Source organism: Salinibacter sp. (assembly GCF_042218895.1).
In the GTDB taxonomy this organism is placed as follows: Bacteria; Bacteroidota; Rhodothermia; order Rhodothermales; family Salinibacteraceae; genus Salinibacter.
In genome coordinates this window covers 1-23,762 of record NZ_JBDGQQ010000187.1, presented here as the reverse complement: position 1 = coordinate 23,762, position 23,762 = coordinate 1, and the positions used below count along the sequence as shown (strand labels likewise).

The 23,762-nt window shown below is 65.5% G+C and carries 17 protein-coding genes and 1 tRNA gene; 8 read left to right on the top strand and 10 right to left on the bottom strand.

Going from position 1 to position 23,762, the window contains the following annotated elements:
• The first annotated feature begins 55 nt into the window (after positions 1-55).
• Entirely contained in the window at positions 56-1,243 is a 1,188-nt protein-coding gene (gene add, locus ABEL04_RS15215) for an adenosine deaminase (protein WP_375803253.1), read from the top strand.
• Positions 1,244-1,393: 150 nt separating this feature from the next.
• Positions 1,394-2,686, top strand: coding sequence for a 3-phosphoshikimate 1-carboxyvinyltransferase (gene aroA, locus ABEL04_RS15210; RefSeq protein ID WP_375803252.1), 1,293 nt, complete (start codon positions 1,394-1,396; stop codon positions 2,684-2,686).
• Positions 2,687-2,758: 72 nt separating this feature from the next.
• Here aroA and ABEL04_RS15205 read toward each other — a convergent pair whose 3' ends face one another.
• Both ABEL04_RS15205 and ABEL04_RS15200 read right to left on the bottom strand, forming a co-directional pair.
• Positions 2,759-3,997 carry a competence/damage-inducible protein A gene (locus ABEL04_RS15205; protein ID WP_375803251.1) on the bottom strand — a complete coding sequence of 413 codons (1,239 nt, stop codon included), beginning with the start codon at positions 3,995-3,997 and terminating at the stop codon, positions 2,759-2,761.
• A 161-nt stretch (positions 3,998-4,158) separates the two neighbouring features.
• Positions 4,159-4,244: transfer RNA gene (locus ABEL04_RS15200), tRNA-Leu, on the bottom strand.
• Positions 4,245-5,180: 936 nt separating this feature from the next.
• On the opposite strand from ABEL04_RS15200, the gene ABEL04_RS15195 reads away from it, so the two are divergent.
• The gene (locus tag ABEL04_RS15195; protein WP_375803250.1) at positions 5,181-5,555 is read left to right on the top strand and encodes a hypothetical protein; all 375 of its coding nucleotides are present in this window, start codon (positions 5,181-5,183) and stop codon (positions 5,553-5,555) included.
• Between the two features lie 51 nt (positions 5,556-5,606).
• Here ABEL04_RS15195 and ABEL04_RS15190 read toward each other — a convergent pair whose 3' ends face one another.
• The 4 genes from ABEL04_RS15190 to aspS form a co-directional block, all read right to left on the bottom strand.
• Entirely contained in the window at positions 5,607-6,041 is a 435-nt protein-coding gene (locus ABEL04_RS15190; RefSeq protein WP_375803249.1) for a hypothetical protein, read from the bottom strand.
• Positions 6,042-6,089: 48 nt separating this feature from the next.
• A complete protein-coding gene (locus tag ABEL04_RS15185; protein ID WP_375803248.1) occupies positions 6,090-6,485 on the bottom strand; it encodes a HEPN domain-containing protein in 396 nt (131 codons plus the stop codon).
• Positions 6,482-6,943: a nucleotidyltransferase domain-containing protein gene (locus ABEL04_RS15180; RefSeq protein WP_375803247.1), complete on the bottom strand. Its 462-nt coding sequence runs from the start codon at positions 6,941-6,943 to the stop codon at positions 6,482-6,484. Before ABEL04_RS15180 ends, ABEL04_RS15185 begins: the two co-directional genes overlap by 4 nt.
• Before the next feature lie 123 nt (positions 6,944-7,066).
• Positions 7,067-8,956 carry an aspartate--tRNA ligase gene (gene aspS / locus ABEL04_RS15175; protein WP_375803246.1) on the bottom strand — a complete coding sequence of 630 codons (1,890 nt, stop codon included), beginning with the start codon at positions 8,954-8,956 and terminating at the stop codon, positions 7,067-7,069.
• A gap of 243 nt (positions 8,957-9,199) precedes the next feature.
• Between aspS and ABEL04_RS15170 the strand changes: the two genes are divergently transcribed.
• Complete coding sequence (locus tag ABEL04_RS15170; RefSeq protein ID WP_375803245.1) at positions 9,200-11,116, top strand: peptide MFS transporter; 1,917 nt, start codon at positions 9,200-9,202, stop codon at positions 11,114-11,116.
• A 205-nt stretch (positions 11,117-11,321) separates the two neighbouring features.
• Entirely contained in the window at positions 11,322-11,774 is a 453-nt protein-coding gene (gene dut / locus ABEL04_RS15165) for a dUTP diphosphatase (RefSeq protein ID WP_375803244.1), read from the top strand.
• Positions 11,775-11,785: 11 nt separating this feature from the next.
• Here dut and ABEL04_RS15160 read toward each other — a convergent pair whose 3' ends face one another.
• Positions 11,786-13,024, bottom strand: a complete 1,239-nt coding sequence (locus ABEL04_RS15160; RefSeq protein WP_375803243.1) for a hypothetical protein — start codon at positions 13,022-13,024, stop codon at positions 11,786-11,788.
• A 91-nt stretch (positions 13,025-13,115) separates the two neighbouring features.
• The gene (locus ABEL04_RS15155) at positions 13,116-14,405 is read right to left on the bottom strand and encodes a BamA/TamA family outer membrane protein (RefSeq protein ID WP_375803242.1); all 1,290 of its coding nucleotides are present in this window, start codon (positions 14,403-14,405) and stop codon (positions 13,116-13,118) included.
• Positions 14,406-14,722: 317 nt separating this feature from the next.
• Between ABEL04_RS15155 and ABEL04_RS15150 the strand changes: the two genes are divergently transcribed.
• On the top strand, positions 14,723-17,578 hold the full coding sequence (locus ABEL04_RS15150) for an alpha/beta hydrolase family protein (RefSeq protein WP_375803241.1): 2,856 nt from the start codon (positions 14,723-14,725) through the stop codon (positions 17,576-17,578).
• A 253-nt stretch (positions 17,579-17,831) separates the two neighbouring features.
• Here the strand turns inward: ABEL04_RS15150 and ABEL04_RS15145 are convergent, their stop codons facing one another.
• Entirely contained in the window at positions 17,832-18,341 is a 510-nt protein-coding gene (locus ABEL04_RS15145) for a Uma2 family endonuclease (protein ID WP_375803240.1), read from the bottom strand.
• Positions 18,342-18,597: 256 nt separating this feature from the next.
• On the bottom strand, positions 18,598-19,104 hold the full coding sequence (locus ABEL04_RS15140) for a Uma2 family endonuclease (protein ID WP_375803239.1): 507 nt from the start codon (positions 19,102-19,104) through the stop codon (positions 18,598-18,600).
• A 258-nt stretch (positions 19,105-19,362) separates the two neighbouring features.
• On the opposite strand from ABEL04_RS15140, the gene ABEL04_RS15135 reads away from it, so the two are divergent.
• Entirely contained in the window at positions 19,363-22,656 is a 3,294-nt protein-coding gene (locus ABEL04_RS15135; RefSeq protein WP_375803238.1) for a UvrD-helicase domain-containing protein, read from the top strand.
• Positions 22,657-22,809: 153 nt separating this feature from the next.
• The gene (locus ABEL04_RS15130) at positions 22,810-23,625 is read left to right on the top strand and encodes a queuosine precursor transporter (protein ID WP_375803237.1); all 816 of its coding nucleotides are present in this window, start codon (positions 22,810-22,812) and stop codon (positions 23,623-23,625) included.
• Positions 23,626-23,762 lie beyond the last annotated feature (137 nt).

Sequence of the window (23,762 nt, the reverse complement as noted above, 5' to 3'; positions counted from 1 at the left end):
GGCTACTTGCAAAACGGCAGACCAAGATTGTTCAGCCCCGAGCTAACATGAGCCTATGCACGAAAACGTTTTGCGCATTGGGGCTGCTGCCGATCGGCTGGCGCGTCGGCCTGTCCGCCTGCACATGCTGTCTCACCTGTCCTCTTTCGCCCCCACCATGCCCTCAGAGACGGCTACCGACTCCTCAGCCCTCATACGAGACGACATTCAGGCGTGGCCGAAGGCCGAGTTGCACTGCCACCTCGACGGCTCGATGCGCCTGGACACGATGCTCGACCTTGCGCGAACGCAGGGCAAGCGAGAGGTGCTTCCGGCCGACAGTGTGGACGGGCTTCGGGCCGAACTGCGAAACGTTGAAGACTCGGGTACGCTGGAAGCCTACCTTGATTGGTTTCAGTACACGGTTGCTCTTCTTCAAACGGAGGAGGCCCTCCGCCGGACAGCCTACGAACTCGCCGTGGACAATGCCGCAGAAAACGTCCAGTACCTGGAGGTGCGGTACTCCCCGATTCTCCACGTTGAAGAAGGACTCTCCATTCAGGCCGTGAACGACGCAGTCCTCGACGGACTCAAGCACGCCGAAGAGGATACGGACCTCACAGTCTCTCTCATCATCTGTGGGCTTCGGGATCGTCCCGAGAGCACCTCGGTGCGACTGGCCGAGCTGGCCGTGGACTATAAGCACCGTGGCGTCGTAGCCTTCGACTTGGCCGGGGGGGAGGCAGGAAACCCGCCGAAGAGCCACATTCACGCCTTCTATCACGCCCGCAACAGCCTACTGAACCTCACAATTCACGCCGGCGAGGCGTGGGGCCCCGATTCCATCCGTCAGGCGCTTTTTTACTGCGGAGCTCACCGCATCGGGCACGGAATTTCTCTCCGCAAGGACCCGGAACTCGTGCAGTACTTTGCCGATCATCGCATCCCGCTCGAGATCTGTCCGTCGAGCAACGTCCACACAATGTCCGTACCCAGCCTCGACGCCCATCCGATCGGAACGTACGTGCAGGCTGGGGTTCCGGTAACCGTGAACACCGACAACCGGCTTTTCAGCCGCACCTCGATGACGAAGGAACTCTGGCAGGTGTATCAGCACTGCGATCTCGAGGCTTCCGATCTCCGAGAGATTGCCCTGAACGGCTTCCGCTACGCGTTTCTCCCATACCAGCAGAAGCAGTCGCTCCTCCAGTCCGTAACCGACGCCTTCCCGTTGGAACGGACCCCCCAAACCCCGCTGTGGTAAGCGATTAGGGGCTTTGCAACTTACTTCTTCCCAATCGGGCCGAATCCCTCGACACTGGTCTCTCGCTCCCCTATCTTAGGGACCGCCCTGCTCCGGACCGCTCCGGAGCGGATCGTTTGCTTGTTTTCATGTTGCCGTGTTGGTCTCTCTATGATCCAAACCGTTCGTCAAGCTTCCTCCTTGCGTGGGACCGTCTCTCTGCCCGCCGACAAGTCGATCTCTCATCGGTCGGCAATCCTTGCGGCTCTCGCAGGGGGACGCTCTCGGATCTACAACTTCCCGAGATCGGCCGACCCCCGGTCGACTCTCGACTGCCTCCGTACTCTCGGCGTCGACGCCGAGCGGGACGACGACGGCGTCCTCACGGTTCGGGGACGTAGCCTGCACGGGCTGAACCCGCCGAGTGCCCCCCTGGACTGCGGCAACTCCGGTACCACCATGCGCCTGCTCTCGGGGGTGATGGCCGGCCAGAAGTTCGGAAGCGTCCTCACCGGCGACGAGTCGCTTCAGCAGCGACCGATGGAGCGCATCGCCGACCCCCTTCGGGCCATGGGCGCACGCGTCGAACTCCGAGACGGGCACGCGCCTGTCCGCATCCGTCCCCAGCGACGGTCAGGCCTTCAGCCGCTTGAGTACCGCCTGCCGGTCGCCTCCGCACAGGTCAAATCGTGCGTGTTGCTGGCTGGACTGTACGCCGCCGGTGAGACTGTTGTGATCGAGTCAACCCCCTCACGCGACCACACCGAGCGCATGCTGGGGCTGGACATCCAGGAAGTGGGGGGGGAGCGTCACATTATCGTCGAGGAGGGCCACATCGTGCCGACGGCCACCTGGTCGGTGCCCGGTGATTTCTCGGCGGCGGCGTTTTTCCTTGTGGCCGGCACGCTGGTGCCCGGCAGCGAGTTGCACCTTGACGACGTGGGGCTCAATCCGTCGCGCACAGCCCTGCTCGAGGTGCTGGACGGGATGGGTGCCAACATCACTGTCGAAAATGAGCGCGTACAGGGCAACGAGCCGGTGGGCGACCTCACTGTGCGTCCTGCGACGCTTTCCGGGATCGACGTGGGCGGGCGCCTCATCCCCAACCTCATCGATGAGATTCCGGTGCTGGCCGTGGCCGCGGCCTGTGCGGAGGGACGCACCCAAATTCGGGACGCTGAGGAGCTGCGGGTAAAGGAGACCGACCGCCTGCGCGCCATGTCTGAGAACCTGCGGACCTTAGGGGCCGACGTGCAGGAGCGTGAGGACGGCCTCATCATCGACGGAAACGGGCCCAATCTGCTTGGCGGAACTGTACAAAGCCAGGGTGATCACCGCATTGCCATGGCAATGGGCGTGGCCGGCCTTGTGGCACACGGCACCACCACGGTGGCCGATGCCGAGTGCGCCCGTGTCTCGTTCCCTGGGTTCTGGTCGGAGCTCTCGCGCGTGGCGTCTACCTGAAGGACCTCTCGCTCCTTTTGCGGGAAGGCACCAGGAATGGCCCGCCAACGTCTATGGCATAACAGTTTCGTGTTATGACAGCCCCTGGCGGGCGAGCTCCAGTGCGGCAGAGGCAAACAGCTCCTTGTTCAGGGCGCGGTCCTCCACGAACTGGTGGCGGTGAGCACGGCTGGTAGACGAGTCCGCGTATCCCACCCAGACGGTGCCGACCGGCTTCTCCGGCGTCCCCCCCGCGGGCCCTGCGATGCCCGTCGTGGACACCCCCACCGTCGTCCCGAGAGCGTCCCGGGCCCCCTCGGCCATCTGCCGGGCGACCGCCTCACTCACCGCTCCGTGCTCTTGCAGGGCGTTGGTCTCGACGCCAAGAACGTTCTGCTTCACACGGTTGTCGTACGCGACGATGCTGCCGAGAAAATAGTCGGAGGCCCCAGGGACGCCGGTTAAGCGATGCCCGATGAGCCCCCCAGTGGCACTCTCGGCGCTCCCGATGGTCGCCTCCTGCTCCCGGAGCATGTCACCGAGCACCTCCTCAAGCGTCACGTCGCCGGTGCCGATGAGATGATCGCCCGCCCGATCCCGGATTATCGATTCGACGTGGTTGAGACGTTCATCTGGGTTGGAGGCTCCAGCCTCGGTCGTGAGGCGCAATCGGACCCCGCTCGTAGACGGCAGATACGCAAGGTGCACATCCTCGCCCAGCACATCGGACAGGTCGCCGAGCCGCTCCTGCAGGGCCGTCTCCCCGATGCCAGCCGTAATGAGCGTGCGGTGGTGGATGTCTTCCACGGTCGGCTGCGCCTCAAGCCGCGGCTGAATCGACGCGTTGAAGATGGCTTTCATCTCTTCCGGAATGCCGGGGAGGACGGCGAGCAGGCGGTTGGCGTCCTCATCCTCGTACCACAGTCCCACGGCCGCTCCTACCGGGTTATCGAGGACATCGAAGTCCGCTGGGACCTGTGCGAGGGCCGGTCCGGAGGCAGGCATCTGCCGGTTGCGTTGCTCGTAGTACTGGCGAATACGATCCAGCACGTCTTCGTCCGTCTGCAGCGGCGTGTCGAAGTACTCAGCCATCACCTCGCGCGTCACGTCGTCGTGAGTGGGGCCGAGGCCGCCCGTCGTTACCACAAGGCGTGCCGTCTCGAAGGCCCGGTCCAGCTCCTGCTGGATGGCACGCGAGGTGTCCCTCACCGTCGTCCCCCGTTCTACTCGGATGCCAAGTTGACTTAGGCGCTTGCCCAGCCACGCCGCATTTGTATTTGTCGTCTGGCCGAGGAGGAGCTCGTCGCCGATGGTGAGAATTTGTGCGTCCACTAGCTATCTCTCGCTTTGCTTGAGCGCTCAGAAAAGGGCCCCGCCACAATCGATGCTGGATTGAGGGTCGAGCCAGCCGTTCAACACCGATCCGAGGGAGACGATCCCCCATTAGAAAACCCCTGAGTCGGCCTCAGAAGCCGCTCAGGGGCATTTCAGCGTGCCCGAGAGAGGACTCGAACCTCCACGGCCTGTAACGGCCACATGGCCCTCAACCATGCGCGTCTACCAATTCCGCCACTCGGGCAGGACACGGTCAAATTGCAAAACTCGAATGTCGAATGAGGGGCCGATGTTTCGGCAGTCGAAGTCCGGCACTCGAAGTAACAGTGACCCCGGCAGGATTCGAACCTGCGACTCACGGATTAACTTACCACTACAGCTTTCACTGCCCCCGATAGCTGTCGGGGTTGGTGGCCTGGACTATATCTTCACCGTTTCAGGTGTGGCACGTATAGTCTCTACGGAACCTGCTCAGAGTCCTCAGCAAAGTGTACTCCCTTCGTCTGATTGTTTTTGGCTCGTCTATTCGAATATCTGCAGACTTGCCGAAACGGTCCAGAGTGTGGTGGTAGCACTCATCAGACCCAGGGCAGTAGACGTAGCAAAGACCAGTTGCGTCCTTGTCGATTTCGGGGTTGTACGGGCCCTCTGCGTTTCATTGAGTAGCCCTGAACCGAATGTCTATCCTGCCTGAGCCATCTTCGCTCCTGTGCCTCATCTGAACAGTTTCAAACTCCTAGTTTTTCCAGAAAATCAGATCGAGAGGGGCGTACTCGGTCAGAGGATTCGCAACCGCAAACCCTCTTTCGTGGAGGCCCACCGTCGCCTTGAAAGCCTCGAGGTCTCCAGGAGCTTTCGTATGGTGGTCATTGTTCATTCGCCCACTCGGCTGAGATTAGGGCCAAACAGTTTCCTCGGTATTGGCAGTGAAGCGTCTACCGATACAGTGCCATCCACTACACAGGTTGTGTTTCCCTATGTAGGCTCCTTGTTGAAGTCCGTTGCTCTGCCAAGCTGAGCTACGGGGTCAAGTGTCCAAAGAAGCACCGTTGTATATGCTGATGGGAGTCATCTGTTCGAGCCGATGGGCGTGAAGCCTTCGTGAGCCCCGGCTCGGTTTGTGCAAGACAGCAGACAAGGAACGACTCCAGAGCCCGGTCCGTCCGGTAGTGATGCTGTTGTGACACCGAAGAAACCGAGCATGATGCAGGACGGGAAGTCCTCCGGTCCCCAACCTCCCTCTTCCGGTCCGCCGGGGCGCCTCAAGCGCCTGGGCGGCGTCATCTCGGGCTTTGCCTACACCTACTCACGGGCCCTTAGGGCTTCCCGGGCCGAAATCATCGAGGCGGTCGACGGCGACGGCTCGGTCGACACACTCGTTATGGTCAATGGCCATCGTGGCACGGACCACGCTGGCGCGTCCACGAACCGCACCCGGTCGAACGATCATTCGGACTGCGACGGGGTCAACAGGGTCTTCATCGCCGTCACCCCGGAGCAGTTCGAGGCGCTCGCGGCACGAGTAGGTGCACGGGTGGAAATACGGCGGACGTAGCGGAAAATCGGCGCGTCCCCGGTCCTGTATCTACCCGTCCTTCGACCCGGTTCATCCGGACGTGTCCCAGAGGGTCGGCATCGGGCGGCGCAAGACCAGCACTCCCTCCAGCAGGGTGCGGTCGTAGTTGATGAAGCCGTGGGCGGTGTAGACCTCGACGGGCGTGCAGTCGTAGAGCAGCTTCACCTCCCGATCGCGCTGCCGGTGATCGGTCGTCAAAATCGCGCCCACGAGACCCGTCGTGCCCCGGCCCACGAACACGTCGAGGGGCTCCCCGTCGGTGCCCCGCGTACCGTCGACGCGGCCGTAGTCGAGCGGGTAGATGACGGAGGGATAGTCGGGGTGGGCCGTGGTGCGGGGGCGCTCAATGGTGATGCCGTTGGACACGATGCACCGCGCCCAGGCGTTCCACCGAAGCTGCTCGCGGACCAGCGGGCGGAGGGCCTGGAGGTCGAGGGGCGGAAGGCGCGGTTTGCGCTCGGGCACGAGAGCAGGGCAATCAGAAGGGGGGGACGCCGACGAGCGGGGCCTCGGTCAGGAGGGAGGATTGTCGAGGAGGTCGGTTACGCGGTTGATGAACTCCTCCGCTTTGGGAAGCCACGTGCGGAGCTGGTCGGGATCGGGGGTGAAGGAGGCGTCGTAGTCGCTTTCTAGGCGGGCTTCCATAACGTCTGTGTAAAACGCTCCGAGTTCAGGAGCAATCGTCTCGGTTCGGATAAAGTGTTTGCTGAGCAGCGTCTTCACACCTGAATGTGTCTCAGCCGTGTATCCGTGCGTTTCTAGCAGTGCTTTCGCTGCGTAGAAGCAGGCGTAATAGAGCCTGTTGTAGGCAGCGCGCCAGTGCTCCTGCTTCACATTGTCACGAGCCGTCTCGATGGATTCACGGGAGAGCTCGATGAGCCGCGTCTCTGAGTCGTTCGTGTTGTTCACAGGGCGATGGCGTGCTTGCGGACGTTTTGAGCGAACGAGGACGAGTACCGGGGTTCGCTCTGCCACTCGGCGTGGCTATAGATCCGTGCGCTGATTGCCTCGCCGGATTCCAGCTCGAGCTCGAAAAGCCGATGGCGCAGGGTCTGCTTCCGATCACGGTCGACCGGGCCATCGAGGAGAACGAGGAGGTCCCAGTCCGATTCCGGACGCGCGTCGCCCCGGGCGTATGAGCCGAACAGCCAGAGGTCCGCATCCGGCTCCACCTCGTGGACGGCCTGCTTGATCTGGCGCAGGAAATCGGCGCGCTCCTCGCCGGTGCGGATTCCCTCCTGCCGCTCTACATGGTGGGTCAGAATAGCACGGGCCTCTTCGGAGAGAGAGCGGCCGTGCGCCTCGGCCTGCGCCTCCAGGGCCGCGAGGGTGTCGTCATCGAGATCGGGCACGCGAAGCTCCGGCATGGGGATCCCTCGGAATTGAGGCGGGAAGTGGACGGACGATTGCCGAATGGGAGCACGTGTCCATACGGCACCGTTCGGGAAACGCTCCGAGGAAATCGCGGCTGTACCTGAAGAGCGCTCGGTCTACGACGCCAGGCGCTTTCGGCGGGCCACGTGGGCGGGGGGCTCCACGTCGGGCGGCAGGTCGAGGCGGAGAGAGAGGGTTTCCAGCTGTTCAGGGTCCACCCAGTCGGGCGACGCCACCATTGGTTCCTTGCCGCTCTGCGTCTTGGGGAAGGCAATCACGTCGCGCAGCGAGTCGGCCCCCGCCAGGAGCATGACAAGCCGGTCGAGCCCCAGCGCGATGCCGCCGTGTGGCGGGGCGCCGTAGCGGAGGGCGTCGAGCAGGAAGCCGAACCGGTCCTGCGCCTCCGCCTCGTCGATGCCCAGCACGTCGAAGACCTTCATCTGGGTCTCGTGGTTGTGGATGCGGATGGAGCCCCCGCCAATTTCGTTGCCGTTGAGGACGAGGTCGTAGGCCTGCGCCTGCACGGTGGTCGGGTCGTCCTCCAGGGCATCGACGTCGTCGGGATGCGGGGCCGTGAACGGATGGTGCATCGAGACCGGCCGTCCGGCCTCCTCGTCGTACTCCATGAGCGGAAAGTCGGTGACCCAGAGGAACGCATCGTCGCCTTCATCGGCGGGGGGGCGGAGGCCGAGCTCTTCGCCCATGTGGAGCCGAAGATCGCCGGCCTGCTCGTGCACCGTCGGCGGATCGCCCGCGAGCGTGAGGATCAGGTCCCCCGCCTCGGCGCCTACCTGCTCGGCGGCCTGGCGGCCGTACTCGTGGGGGAGGGCGTCGGTGCTCAGGTTTTGCTCCAGGCCGGACCCGTCGGACGGCAGTTGGAAGTAGATGAGCCCGGCGGCCCCGATCTCGTCGGTCACGTAGTCTTCGAGCCGATCCATCGCGGCGCGGCCCCGGTCGCCCTCACCGGGCACCCGGATTGCCACGATGCGCCCGCCGTCGTCCACGATCGACTCGAACACCCGGAAGCCGCTGCCCGCGAAGCACTCGCTCACGTCGTGCAGCTTCAGGCCGAAGCGCAGGTCCGGCTTGTCGGTGCCGTAGGTGCGCAGTGCCTCCTCGTAGGTCATGCGCGGGAAGGGGGTCTCCAGCGTCGTGTCCTCCAGGGCCTCCCAGAGGTCCACCATGAGCCCTTCCGTGAGCTCGTAGACCTGCTCCTCGGTGGCGAACGTCATCTCCACGTCGATCTGCGTGAACTCGGGCTGGCGGTCGGCCCGCAGGTCCTCGTCGCGGAAGCACTTCACGATCTGCACGTAGCGGTCGAGCCCGCCCACCATAAGGAGCTGCTTGTACGTCTGCGGCGACTGCGGCAGCGCGTAGAAGCGGCCCGGGTGCAGGCGGCTGGGAACCAGGAAGTCGCGTGCCCCCTCCGGCGTCGACTTCATGAGCACCGGTGTCTCGACCTCCAGAAAGTCGTGCTCGTCGAAGTAGCGGTGCGTGGTCTGGTAAAGCCGGTGGCGCAGAATGAGGTTGTCCTGGAGGTCCGGGCGACGGAGGTCCAGGTAGCGGTGCTTCAGACGCAGGTCCTCGTTCGTGTTCATCTGCCGCTCCTCGTGGGCGCTTACGACAAAGGGCGGGGTCTCGGCCGTATTCAGCACCACGAGGTCGTCGGCACTCACCTCGATAGCACCGGTTGGGAGGTCGGGATTCACCTCTTCCTCGCCCCGAGGACGCACCGTTCCACACACGCTGATCACGTCTTCACGGCGCAGTTGACCGGCCATTTTGTACGCCGTCTGATTGTCCTGCGGCGAAAAGACGACCTGCGTGAGGCCGTAGCGGTCGCGCAGGTCTACGAACACAAGCCCCCCGTGGTCGCGTCGGGTGTCAACCCATCCTTTGAGCACGACCTCGTCCCCACCGTGACCGGCCCGAAGCTCACCACAGGTATGCGTTCGGGGGGGATGGGTGTCCTCCGAAATGAGGGCGGCACGAGAGGGGGATTCCATGATGGCGAAAGAGATTGGTCGCGAGCGAGGACGCGGGAAGAGGAACGAGGAGTATCGCTAAAAAGCTACCAGCCCGAACGATAGAGTCAATCCCCGGTTCGTCCTTACCGCGAATTTAGATACAGAATTAGACAGAGCACGGGGCGTCCGCTATATTCCAGCCTTCTTGAGGATTCCGTGACATCGCGTGGTGTGGCGCCCCCATGCGCGTAGGCTTCTTCTCACTGATTTCTATGCTATCAGATGGCAGCAAGCGATCCGTCGTCCGATGATTCTGTGCAGAATGGGGGAGGGGCTCCGGTAGAGGAAGGAACGGCTACGGCCGTCGCACAGCGGCAGGACTTCTTCGGGCACCCACGGGGCCTCGCGACTCTCTTCTTCACCGAGCTGTGGGAGCGGTTCAGCTATTACGGCCTGCGGGCACTCCTCGTGCTGTTTATGACGGCGCCGGCGGGGGCCGCAGCCACGAATCCAGGACTCGGCTTTGGCACGGAGAAGGCGACGGCCATCTACGGCCTATACACGGCGTTCGTCTACCTGCTGGCGCTCCCCGGCGGGTGGGTGGCCGATAACATGTGGGGCCAGCGGCGATCGGTGTTCGTAGGGGGCTGCATCATCGCGGCGGGCCACTTCAGCCTGGCCCTGCCTGCGCTTGGGCTGCCCGAGGTTGCATTCTTCTATCTGGGGCTCGTTCTCATCGTCGTCGGGACCGGGCTCCTCAAGCCTAACATTAGCACCATGGTGGGCGACCTCTACCCGGAGGGCGGTGCGCGCCGGGACGCAGGCTTCTCGGTCTTCTACATGGGCATCAACTTTGGGGCCATCCTCGGCCCCACCCTCTGCGGGTACCTTGGTGAAGGCATTAACTGGCATTGGGGCTTCTCGCTGGCCGGCTTCGGCATGCTCGCAGGGCTCATTTCGTACAAGCTGGGCGCCGCAAACTTGGGCCAGGCCGGCACGCTTGAGATTGAGGATGAGAACGCGCACCGGCAGCGAAGCCGAAACTTCTACCTCGCCGCCGCCGCTACGGTGGCGGCCCTCGTCACGTTCGGCTTTCTGGCGACCTCGGGCGTCATCACGGTAACGCTCACCCAGGTCGCCGAGGCTGCGGGGGTGGGCATCATCCTCGTCTCGGTGCTGTTTTTTGCGTACCTCACGCTCGGATGGCGGGGGGTCGTCGCCATGACGGCCTTCTTCGTGGTCGCCACCGTCGTGACCATCCAGTTTGTGGACGGAACGGCCTTCGCCTCCCAGATCGGCGTGGGTGCCACGGTGCTGTTCTTCATCCTCGTGAGCATTGCCCGCGTGGCGGGGTCGCAGTTCGAGGTCTCCCTGGAGGACAAGCGGCTTCTCGTCATCTTCTGGCTCTTCCTGCTCTCGGCCCTCTTCTGGTCGGGCTTCGAACAGGCGGGCTCCTCGCTGAACCTGTTTGCGAAGGACTTCACGGCCCGCAGCTTCGGGCCGTTCGCCTGGATGCAGCAGACGACGCCCCTCATTCCCGTGCTCGTCCTGCTCATTCCGGTGGGCTACATCTGCTATCGCATCTTCTCGCGCAAGAACCTGTGGTGGATCGCCAAGGCGGGGGTCGCTCTGCTCAGTGCGCTCGTCCTCGGCTTCCTCGGATACGTGTCGTATCAGATGGCCGCAGGGTGGACGATGCCGGCGAGCATCCTGCAAAACATCAACCCCACGTTCATTGTCCTCCTCGCGCCGGTGTTCGGGAGCCTCTGGACGTGGCTCGCCAACCGTGACGCCAATCCATCGATCCCCGTCAAGTTTGGGCTCGGGCTTCTCGGGCTGGCCGCGGGCTTCTTCGTCATCGCCTGGGGGGCCGCGCAGGCCACGGCCGAGAATCCGGTGGGCGCGCACTGGCTGGTCGTGACGTACTTCCTGCACACGTGTGGGGAGCTGGCCCTATCCCCGGTCGGTCTCTCGTCGATGACGAAGCTGGCCCCGGAGGGCCGGGTGGGACAAATGATGGGCATCTGGTTCGTGTCGACCGCCCTCGGCAACCTGTTCGCGGGCCTTATCGCCGGTCAGCTCGGGACACTGTCGGAGTCGGGGCTCTTCCTGACCGTGGCCATCATCGTCGGTGGGGGCGGCCTCCTGGCGCTGCTCGCGGCCCCGCCCGTGAAGCGGCTCATGGGGGACGTGGAGTAGTCGGCAGATTAAAGATCGGAAGATCAGAAGTGGTAGGCTGAACACCGGTGATCAGCTAGTCGCGTCCGGAACGCATGGGAGCTTGGGGGGTGGGGGACGACCGGTTGGTTCTGTTCGGGGTAAGAAGTCTGTTCCGGAAGCAAGCCGCGATAGCCGCGGGGCGCCGGCTCCGTTCACATTTTCAATCTGACATCCGAAATTTGCGATGGTCGACGTTGCCATTACCCGACTGCCTCACGCCGAGGGTCTTGAGCTACCCGCCTACGAAACAACGGCAAGTGCGGGGATGGACCTGCGGGCGGCGGTGCCGGACGACGCCCCGGTCCCGCTCGATCCGGGCGCTCGGACCCTCGTGGATACGGGGCTGAAAATCGCCCTGCCGGAGGGCTATGAGGGACAGGTGCGGCCCCGAAGCGGGCTGGCCCACCGCCACGGCGTCACCGTCCTCAACAGCCCCGGCACCATCGACGCCGACTATCGGGGCGAGGTGAAGGTGCTGCTCATCAACCACGGCGACGCCCCCTTTGTGGTGGAGCGCGGGATGCGCATCGCGCAGCTGGTGGTGGCCCAGCATGCACGCGTCGAGTGGGTGCAGCGGGAGGCGCTGGAAGAAACGGTGCGGGGTCCGGGTGGCTTCGGCTCGACAGGCACAGAGTAGGAAGGCGCGGCCTAGAACGGATTCACCGAGAGGGAAGCCTGAGGCCTCCAGTCGGGGCGTGTGGAGGGCGATAGATTCCAGGCGATCTCGATGCCCAGCACCTGGTCGAAAAGATCGATCCCGATCCCCGCGAAGGCGAACGTCTGTCCGTTCCTGAGCACGCGTTCCCCGGCCCATCCCAGGTCGGCAAACGTAGAGAGGCGCGCTTGACGCATCCAGGCGGGGGCGGGGGCATCGTGCCACATGAGCGTCGCCCCACCGAGCAGGAGGCGCTCCTCGGCCCGCGATACCGGCTGGACGGTCCGAAGCCCGCGGACGCCCTCAAGTCGGAACTGGGTCTGAACCGGAGCGTCGTCCGAGGTCCACCCGACGCGGCCCCGTACGTTCACGTTGAGCGGGGCGGCGACGGCCTGTCGCGTTTGCACGTGGAGCACGGCGCGGTTGTAGCCGAGCGGAGCGCCCCAGGGGCGGCCCCACTCGGCGTAGAGCCGCGCGACTGTTCCCACAGGCCGCGTCTCGGTGCGCCGTGTCAGCCGTCCGGCCTCCACGCTCAGCAGACCGAGCCGCACCTCGCCGCCGTCGATGGGCGGGTTCGGGCGGAAGGCGTTCGGCGCAAGTGGGGGTCCGTCGATGGTTCGCGGCAGCGATCGGTGTTCGGCCCAGCGCCCGCCGACGGTCACCCGTAGGCGCGACGAGATCCGCTGGACGACATACACGGTAGCGGCACGGACGCCGTAGTAGTTGTAGAGATCCTTGCCGAAAAGGACGGCCGAGAGTGCGTTATCCCGCCACGAGCGCTTCCAGTGGTCCTCCGAGGCGATCGTGCGCGCAAGATGCCCCCCTGCCTTGAGCCCGTATCCCTCTGCCTCCCGCCCAGACACCAGCCACGCCTCCAGTCCGGCAATGGCACGCCACCGCTCCAGGCCCAGCGCGTAGCCCACCTGCCCGAATGGACGGACAGGGGTGTTTCGTCTCAGCGTGCGGAGCAGAGGCCACTGCAGCCCCACCACGGCCCCCTCGACACGGTTGTAGCGCTGAGGAGGCGCGCCGAAGTAGACGGACGGCTCGTGCTGGTACGGACGGTACGTCTTCCGGGCACGGTTGGAGGACTCCTGACCAGCCTCTGGGGGCGCAGACCCGACCAGCGTATCGGCGGGAGTCGCGGGGTCGACGGGGACTGTCGCAGGGCCAAGCGGGGAAACCTGATGGGCCAGTGCGGCGCAAGGGGCAAGCGCAAGGGCGATGATCATCATTGCCCGGGCCGCTCGCCGTACGCGTGTCCGTCCCGCCCGGGTGCCGTCCGGTCTGTCCCCAACGGGGGGCGTTCCCGACGTCATCGCACTAGAAGTTGGGCGAGATTCGCAGTCGGATCGACGGGGTTTGGCTGAGGTCGGGACGGTCGCGGAGCGGCCACACCACATCGAGGCGTACCTGTCGCTCGTCGAGGCCAACGCTGAATCCCGCCGACGGAAGCACGTCGTCGACACGGAACGCATCGCCCGGGGTTCCGACCCAGCCCGCGTCCACGACCCCACCAACGAAGACATCGTCGAGCACGTCGTCGAAGAGCGTAGCCCCGTCGATGAGGTACTCCGCATTTGCTAACAGCATGCGCGTTCCCCGGAAGCGATTCTGCACGTATCCGCGCATCGACCCCACGCCCCCGAGCGCAAACCGAACCTGCGGCGGAGCGCCACTCGTCGTGTATCCGCCGCGGAGGCGAAGGCCCAGGCGCGTGTCCGGTGTGAGGCGGAGAAAACCGCGCGCGTCGGCCTCGTAGCGCGTGAAGGCGAAACTGCCCCCGAGCCCATCGGCGACGGTCGTGGCAAGCCGTACGGCCTTGCCCGAGGGCAGCCCGCCCGGATCGGAGATGTGCCCGGCAGTCAGACTGGCGAACAGGGCTCGCAGGTCGCCGTCCTCGGCGGCGGGATTGGGGCGAAAGCGGCCACGCTCGAAGATCGACCAGTCGGTTTGGCGCGAGAGGGAGCGGTGCGCCTCGGCCCGAAACCCGGCTGTAATCTGAACTGTGTAGGGCAGGGCCTGAACTGCGTAGACGGTGAGGCCCTCGGCCTCGTAGTAGTCGAAGAAGCCGTCTTCGAAGCCGATGTTACTCAGCGAGTTCTCGAGGGAGGACGTTTTCCAGCGGTCCGTCGAAAGCGTCTGCTCGTGGTACTGCACGCCGAACCGCAGACTCGTAGATGCCGTGCTGTAGAGGCGGGACTCCACCCCTGCGGTGTACCGGATGTCGTCTAGCCCGAAGGCGTACGCGAGTTGACCGAAGGCCCGGGTTCGGTCGTCGGCCCCCGGCCGCAGAGGCTCGCGCTGGACGCCGAGGACCAGCCCCTCGACGCGATTGTAGCGGAAGGGGGGACCGGAACGGTAGACTGCCGACTCCCGGGCGTAGGGTGCCTCGTCCCACTCGTGGGCCCCTACGTAGTCGTCGGCGTGGTGCGAGACGGCCGAGCGGACATCGCCCCAGTGTCCCCTCTCACGCTCGGGGTCGTCCGGGGGCGATGCCTCCGACACCGTACTGTCGGCTGGAGGGACGGGGGACGCCGAGGGCTGTGCGACGACTGGAGAGAGACCAAACAGAGCGAGGAGGGCGAGAACGGTCGTTGCGGATCGGAGCATGGGTATCGGCCGGAGTTTTTCGGGTGCGTGCGGATTTGTGGATGGATCTCTGTGCAAATGACAACGCCGCTGCCAAAAGCAAAAAAGTAAGAGTCTCTTCGCCGCGGTGTACGAAAAACGCCAATTGGATTGTTACAGGAATCCATCCGAAGTACGGACCTCCAGTGGCTGGTCTTCGGGAGGCTCCGCGCACCCCTCCCGATGGGACACGCAAACAATTTGTCGCACGGACCAGCGGGGCGTAGGCTTTTTCTTGCCCGGCGCAGAACATACCTTGAAACCGTTCGCCGCATCGGTCATCGCCTGTTCGCTTCGATATGCATCGCTGTTTCGCAATCGCCCTCCTGCTCACCAGTTTGGGGCTCCTTGGCCCTGCCTCCGCCTATGCTCAAAATCAACCGCTTACCCACGACGCTTACGACCGGTGGGAGGAGGTTGAGGACAAATCTCTCTCGGACGACGGACGGTGGGCCTTGTACGTCACCCGTCCCCCGAAAGGGAATAGCGAGCTGCGGGTGAAGCACCTTGAGTCGGAGCAGGCCCACACCGTGCCCCGCGGCGAGCAGGCCCAGTTTGCCGCGGGCAGCCAGTTTGTCGCCTTCCTCGTCGCGCCCCCGCACGACTCGACGCGGCAGGCCAAGCTCAACGACGTGCCGCCCCCGAAGCGTCCGAAAGATGACCTCGGGCTGCTCAATCTTTCCTCGGGGGAGATCACTGAATTGGACCGCGTTCAGTCCTACAAGCTGCCCGACGAAGGACCGGGCTGGATTGCCTACCATCGCGAGCCACCTCGGCCCGACAGCACCAGCTCGGGGGACGGTTCTAAAGAGGAGAACGACGAGGCCGACGGGGCTCCACTCGTTCTCCGGCACCTGGACAGCGGCCGGGAGTGGACCTACGAGAACGTGACCGACTACGCCTTCGCCGAGAACGGACAGCTCCTGGCGTACGTCGCGACCGATAGCACGGGCGGCAGCATCCACGCGGCCCAGCTCGGCGGCGACGCCCCCGAGGTCACGACCCTTCACGAGAGCGACCTCGGTTACCCCCAGATGGCCGTGGGCGACACCGGTGAGCAGGTAGCCTTCCTCACCGGCCCCGACAGTACCGACGTGCCGCACCACGACAACACGCTCTACCACTGGACCGTCGGCACCGACGCGCCGGAGGCGGTCGCGCAGGCCGGGGCCTCGGCGCTGCCAACGGACTGGCTCGTCAGCGAGCAGGCGGGCCTGTCGTTCTCCGAGGACGGCACGCGCCTCTTCTTCGGGACCGCCCCCACACCGCCCCCGCCCGTCGAGAAGGACAGCCTGCTGGAAAAGGAGCAGGTGGAGGTCGACGTCTGGAACTGGAAGGATCCGTACCTCCAGCCGATGCAGAAGGAGCGGGCCGAGGAAAAGAAAAAGCAGACCTACCGGGCCGTCTACTTCGTCCCGTCGGGTCGGCTGATGCAGATCGCGACCGAGGCGGTGCCCGCCGTCACCGTCGCGGATGAGGGAAATGCGAACGTGGCGCTCGGCGTCACCAACCGGCCGTACCGCCAAAAGCTGTCGTGGGACTGGCCGCCCGCCTACGACGCGTATCTCATCCACCTCCAGACCGGGGAGCGGGAGCGCATCCTGGAGAACGTGCAGGACATCCCCCAGCTCTCGCCCGCGGGCGAGTACGTCACGTGGTGGGACCGTGAGGCCCGCGCGTGGAAGGCCCTCACCACCGGCGATCAGTCACGGACAACGCTTTCCCGGGGCATTCCCCACTCCGTACACGACCACCGGCACGACCGCCCCTATCCGCCAGGTCCGTACGGCCTCGCGGGGTGGACCGAGGGCGACGAGCAGGTGCTCATCTACGACAGGCACGACGTTTGGGCCGTCGATCCCGCCCGGCCCGAGGCGGCCCGGTCCGTGACCGAGGAGCAGGGACGCGCCGACAGCCTCCGGTTCCGCCACGTGCAGCTCGGCGAGGACCGGGAGCCTGCTGCCTGGGGCGACTGGCCGAATCCTGTAGATCCGCCCACGGTGGTGCCGGACGGCCCCGTGCTCCTCTCGGCGTTTAACACCGAGACGAAGGCCGACGGCTTCTACCGGGACCGCGTCACCGGGTCCGGTCAACCGACCGAACTCATCATGATGGAGCGGTCGTTTTCGCGTCCCCAGAAGGCCGACGACGCGGATCGGCTCCTCTACACGCGGGAGAGCTTCCAGGAATTCCCCGACCTGTGGGTCGCGGACCGGTCCTTCAGCGCCCCCACGAAGATCAGCACTGTCAATCCGCAGCAGAGCGAGTACCGGTGGGGCACGGCCGAACTCATAGAGTGGACCTCGGTCAACGGGGAAAAGATCGAGGGCATCCTCTACAAGCCGGAGGACTTCGATCCCTCAAAGGAGTATCCGATGATGACGTACTTCTATGAGCAGTACAGCGACGACCTGTACGAGCACTACGCGCCAGAGGCCCACCGGTCGATCATCAACTTTACCTTCTACGTCAGCCGCGGATATGTCGTCTTCGTGCCCAATATCCACTACGAAATGGGCTACCCCGGCGAGAGCGCGGTGCAGTCGGTGATGCCGGGCGTGACGCGGCTCGCCGATACGGAGTGGATCGACGCGGACAACATCGGCGTGCAGGGGCACAGCTGGGGCGGCTACCAGATCGCCTACATGGTGACGAAAACCGACCTCTTCGCGGCGGCCGAGGCCGGCGCGCCCGTCTCGAACATGATCAGTGCATACGGCGGCATCCGGTGGGGCAGCGGGATGAGCCGCATGTTCCAGTACGAGGACACGCAGAGCCGCATCGGGAGCAGCCTGTGGGACATGCCGATGCGATACATCAACAACTCGCCCATCTTCCAGGCCGACCGCATCGACACCCCGCTGATGATGATGCACAACGACAAGGACTCGGCCGTGCCCTGGGAGCAGGGGATCGAGCTGTTCGTGGCGCTCCGGCGCCTCAACAAGCCGGCGTGGCTCATCAACTACACCGGCGAGGTGCACTGGCCCACCGACCTCGCGGAGATGCGCGACTGGACCCGGCGCATGCAGCAGTTCTTCGACCACTACCTCAAGGGCGCCCCCGCGCCGACATGGCTGAAGGAGGGCGTGCCCGCGACCCAGAAGGGACGTACGCTCGGCCTAGAGCCGGCAAGGACGGATCCCAGGCGGTAGAGATGCAGGCCCTGCCGTCTGACCCCGGGCTCTCGTGCAGTTTGCAACGCCGTACGGAACCCCTCTCTGCACGCAGGACGAGGCTCACTGCCGAATGATCTCAGCACGACGGGTCCGCTGGATCGAGCGACACGCGTACGGGGTCATGTTCGGCCGGCCGGCCGGAGGAGATGGAGAGCCACACCGGCCGGGAGGCCCTCCAGAAGAAGACTGATGAAGAGAGAGGAGAGCTCCATGAGAGAGGGCCTCCCTGCTACAGCTGATCGGGAAACGCCGGGACGATCTCCGACTGCCCGACCTCCTCGTCCCGAGAGAAATGAACCTCTCCGTCCTCGCTTACCACCCACACCTCCGCGGCGCCGGCCTCCCGGTAGAGGCGCCGTTTTTCCTCCATCTCCGCCCAGTCGTTCGACTCAGACATTACTTCAACGCAGATCTCTGGGGCAAGCGTCGGCGGGTCGCCCGTCTCGTCCATCTCTCGGAGGCGGCCATCGGAGGTCCATATGACATCAGCCTGCTTCGTGCCCCCAGATGTCGCAATGGGCCACTCCGAGAAGGCCTCGCCCCCGGTTAAAAGCTGGTCGAGCTTCTTCTGAACGGCCTTCTGCTGGCGGGCGTGGTGGGTGGTGTGGGGACTCAAGACGATCTGGCCTCGGCTGTTGGTCTCGACTTTGTAAGGGAGGTCCTGGAGCGACGGGTCCTGGACGATCTCCTTCCACCGGGCTTGATGCTCTTTGGCGCGGGTCGTGGTTGGGGCGGGCATGACAGAACTGGATGGGTGGGGGCTGCTGCTCTCTTTTTTGCCCTCGGGAGTACGTCTTAATTTCCCTCTGTGCTTCGGGGTACTTTCACTGACCTCCGTTGATCCGGCCCTGAGAGCTCGTAAACGAAAGCCCCTCGCCCCGAAAACGTCGGCCAAGCCGAATTCACGCAGCGGGCCAGCAGCGTACTGGCCGGCTGACGGACCTCTCGGGCCCCGACAGCTGCTGGGGCCAGCATGCCCACAGAAGGAAGTACCGCTACAGCTCATCGGGAAACGCCGGGACGATCTCCGACTGCCCGACCTCCTCGTCCCGAAAGAAATGAACCTCTCCGTCCTCGCCTACCACCCACACCTCCGCGGCGCCGGCCTCCCGGTAGAGACGCCGTTTTTCCTCCATCTCCGCCCAGTCGTTCGTGTCCGACATGATCTCGACGCAGACCTCCGGCGCCAGCGTCGTGGGGTCGCCTGTTTCCTTCATGTCCTGGAGTCGACCGCTGCTCGCCCAGATCACGTCGGCCTGCTTCGTTCCCTCCTCAGTGGCAATGGCCCACTCCTGAAACGCCTCTCCCCCGGAGAGGAGCTCATCGAGCTTCTTCTGAACGGCCTTCTGCTGGAGAGAGTGGCGGTTCTTGTGTGGACTCAAGACGATCTGACCTCGGCTGTTGGTCTCGACTTTGTAGGGCAGGTCTCGGAGCGACGGGTCCTGGACGATCTCCTTCCACCGGGCCTGGTGCTCTTCGGCGGGTGTGGTTGTGGTCGGCATGACGATCCGATACGGTAGATTACAAGCAGATCACGACGGCCGGCACCGGCGCTCTCGGGCACATGGAAGGATGCGGTCTTGAGAGCAACTGGTGTGATGACCTCGAAGCAGAGTTCACGTCGTTGTTTTGTTACCGCTTCACATTCATGACTGTTGCCGGCGGGCCCCCGGTCAACTTCGAACAACGACGCCCGCACCGAATTGACGCGACGGCCCCTCGCCGAGAGGGTTTCTCGCTTGCAACCCCGTCGCGGTGCCATGCCCCCCTCCTCCCTTCCCGCCGACTGGCCCGACCTCAATCCCGATCAGCGCGCCGCGGTGACCGCCTCGCTGGAGCCGCAGCTCGTGGTGGCAGGGCCCGGCACCGGAAAGACGCGCGTTCTGGTGTGTCGGGCCGCCTACCTGATCGGGGTGCACGAGCCGCCCGTGACACCGTCCGATCTCGTCCTCGTCACCTTCACGCGGCGGGCGGCCCGCGAGCTCACCGATCGGCTCACTACGCTCGTCGGGCCGGAGGCGCAGCACGTACGGGCCGGCACCATCCACCACTTCTGCTACGAGACCCTCCGCGCCTACCCCGACCGGGCCGACGTGCCCGACGATTTCATCGTGGCCGACGACACGGTCACGGACGCCTTCTGGCAGCGGTGGTACGAGGACCACGAGCAGTGGTGCGAGGCGAACCACCTGGGGAGCTACCAGCAGGTGAAGACCCGCATCAGTCGCATCAAGCTGGGGATTGACGCCATTTCGGGGCGCCTGAACGACGGCCTGTCCGCCTACGACGAGATGCTTGCGGACCGCGGGGCGCTCGACTTCGACGACCTGCTCGTCAAGACCCGCGACCTGCTCCGCAATCACTCCGAGGTGCGCACCGCCCTTTCTGCGGAGACGCGCGCCGTTCTCGTCGACGAGTTTCAGGACACCGATCCGGTCCAGTACGACATTATTCGCCGCCTGGGCGAGGCGGGCACGCACCTCTTCTGCGTGGCCGACGACGACCAGTCCGTCTACCGCTTCCGGGGCGCCCGCCCCGCAAACCTTCGGCGCTACATCGAGCACTTCGACTGCACCGACGCGCGAGGCACGCGCCACGTCCTCACCACAAACTACCGCACGAACCGCTCCATCTTCACGGTGGCCGAAGCCGTGCTCGACGGCGAGGAGCGCCTGAAGCGGCGCGGCGACATCCGCACGCGGAGCGAGGACGCGGAGCCGGTGCGCCTGGTGTCCCGCCCCACTCTCGAGGCGGAGCGCACCTTCGTCCTCCGTCAGGTGCGCCGCTGGCTCCGCGACGGGGCCGCCCGGGACGACGTGGCCGTTCTCACGCGGTGGAACCGGCGCCTCGCAGCACTGGAGCGTGACTTTCTAGCGGCGGGCGTGGCCTGCGAGACGAGCAGCGACGAGGCCCTCCTGGAGACCCCACCGGCCCAGAAGCTGCATGCCCTGCTCCGCGTCCTTGACGCGCGCCGCCGCGGGCACTCCATCGACGCTCCGATGATCGACCTGCTCGATCACATGCTGCCGGATGCGGTGACCGCCCGGCTGCGCGACTTTGCCCGGCGCCGGATGCCCGACCGGAACGCCTGGACCGTCTTCCAGACCATCGTCTCGAGCGAGAAGGCCCGGCACGACGCCGGCCTCGACCGGGCCGGAGACCGTCTCGACCGGGTGTACGCCACGATCCGGAACCTCCTCCCCCGGACCCGCGGGGACGACCGCACCATCGGCTCGTTCGTCCGGGAGGCCCTTCGCCAGCTCGGCGATCCGCTACAGCTCCTCGCGCAGTACGCCTCGTCTCTCACCGACCCGGCGGGGCACTCGTCGTTTCGCGACGCCGGGTCGATCCTGGAGCGGTGGCACGAGGCCCAGCCCGACGCGGCGGCTTCGTCGTCGGCCGAGGCACCGGACGGCTCGGCCACGCCGCGCCTGCTCCTCCATCATCACCGCACGCCCCAGATCGCGCGCCTGTGGCGCCAGCTCGTCCGCCGCGCGCTTGGCATCGACTCCGACTCGGCGTCGCTCCCGGAGGCACAGGAGGCCCTGTTCGTCCGGTCCACCGAGGGGGGAATCCCGCCGCTCGGAGCCGAGGACGTGGTGGTGACGACGGACCTGGAGGCCTTTCTTCGCTGGGCCGAGCGCACCGGGGCCCTCCCGGAGGCCAACGACACGCCTCACATCCTGCTCCTTGCCCCCGACGCCTCGGTGCCGTCTGGGCGGCAGACGCTGCTGGGGGTCACCCGGACGGACGTGCAGGCGATCGACGCCGATGGGGCGTTTCACAGCCCGTCCGTCCGGCTATTCAAGCTCCTGCAGATGGCCACGGGGCCGTCCGTCGTCGAGCCCCTCTTCCCCGAGTACGTGATGGTGGATCTTGAGGCCACCAGCCTCAACCCCCGGCACTGCCGCGTCGCCGAGATTGGGGCCCTCAAGGTGCGGGACGGAACGGTCGTGGACGAGTTTTCCGAGCTCGTGCGGCTGCCCGACGACCTGACGACCGACGAGCGCCGCACACTGCGCGACGTGTGTGGCTTGAATCCGGCTACCGACTTCGACGACGCCCGGCCGGAATCGGCGGTCTGGGCCGACTTCTGCGACTTTGTCGACACGGCGCCCCTCGTGGCCCACAACGGCCAGCGCTACGACTTTCGGGTGCTGCGTCGCCTCGACGACGAGCACGAGGCCGACGCCCGGTGGGCCACGACCTACGACCTCCTTCCTGCCGCCCACGAGCTCTTTCCGGACCTGCGGCAATACAGCGCCGGCCACCTCCGCGAGCAGCTCCTGGACGACGACACCGCTACGGCCCACCGGGCCCTGGCCGACTGCAGGGACCAGCAGCGCATCCTGGAGCGCCTGCAAAAGGAGCGTGCCCGGCAGCACCGGGTGCTGGCCCACGAGCCCCTGCTTCCCCTGCTCGGGGCGGCCCTCACGTACGAGTCCCCGGAGCCCGAAGTCCTATCCGCCGACGCGCAGGCCCTTCTCCAGGTGGCCTACGCCTGGACGCTGCGCGACGCCTCCCCCGCCGGCCCCGACCTGCGGACCCTCCTGCCCCGCTCGCTCTCGGAACGCATCCGACAGCACCTGCTCTACACGCTCATCGACGAGGAGGCCCTCGCGACGGTCGGCAGCGGCCTGCAGCCCGGCCTCGCCCGGCGCCTGGAGGCCCTGTTTGCGCCCTACGCCGACGCGCCGCTCCTGAGCGACGCGCTGGACGACCTGCTCACCCATCTGGCCCTGTGGGGCGAGGAAACGACCTCGCAGGGCGAGGACGTGGTGACGCTCTCCACCTACCACAGCGCCAAGGGGCTCGAGTTTGAGCGGGTCGTGTGCATGGACGTGCACGACAACGCCTTCCCGCCCTACTTCGCCCGCGACCCCGAAGAGCGCCGCGAAAGCCGACGCCTGCTCTACGTGGGGATGACGCGGGCCGAGCGCCACCTCGTGCTCACCTACCCGAAGCGCGAGCGCGGCTACGACCGGCGGCCCTCCCCGTTCCTCGATGCCGCGCCGAAGAACCTGCTCCAAACGGTCGACGACGGAACTGCTTGATTCCCCGTGCCGCCCGCGACCTGCCCAACCGGCGGCGGACGTGTCCTCCGCGAGCTCTCGCGCCGTTTTCGTTACGACTGGCAGGCCGCGAAACGAAGTGGAGGCTCTAGGTTTGTACGTAGACGCTCTACGCCCACAACCAGAGTCGCGTCCGTGTCCCCCTCCAACCCAACGACCGCGCCCGCCGAGCGTGAGGCCACCCTCCCGGGCCACGACCTCGACCGGCTCCGCAACGCCGATCCCTCCCGCGCCGAACGCGCCTTCACGGTCCTGACCGGCATCTTCATCGGGGCCCTCGTCATCACCAACGCCATCGCGGGCAAGTTCTTCGTCCTCTTCGGGCAGGAGCTCTCGTGCGGCATCATTGCGTATCCGGTGACGTTTCTGGTGACGGACCTCCTCTCCGAGATCTACGGGCGCAAACGGGCCAGCACGGTCGTCATCGCGGGCTTCGTCGTGAGCGTCTTCATCACGGCGGTGGTGTGGATCGCGAACGCGGCCCCCACCTACGCCGAGTCGCCGGTCGACGCCGAGTCGTTCAACGTGGTCTTCGGCCTGTTGCCCGGCGTCGTGCTGGGCTCGATGATTGCCTACCTCGTGGCCCAGCTCGTCGACGTGCAGATCTTCGAATTCTGGCGCCGGCTTACGGACGGCAAATACATGTGGCTCCGCAACAACGGCTCCACCTTCTTCAGCCAGCTGGTCGACACGGTGCTTGTCGTTACCATCGCGCTCGTGGTGTGGCCGGAGATAGACGGCAATCCGGGCACCGATCCCCTCGGCTTTGAGACGTGGCAGGGCATTGTCTTCGGCCAGTACGTGTTCAAGATCGGGATCGCGGCGGTAGACACGCCCCTCTTCTACGTCGCCACCCACTACCTGACCCGCTGGATTCAGGACGACTCGAGGACGCAGGGGGCAGATGAACTGAATCGCTCCCCCGTTGCAGTCGAAGGGTCTCCTGACTGACGAGAACCGCGGTAGTATGAGGGCCGCCCCTCGCGCTGTCTCGGCGGACCAACCTGTTTCTCCGAGGACGCCGGGCGGCCCTAGTCGGATAGGGCCGGGACGCGGTTCCCTGCCTCTCAGCAAGGCCGTCTTCCCGG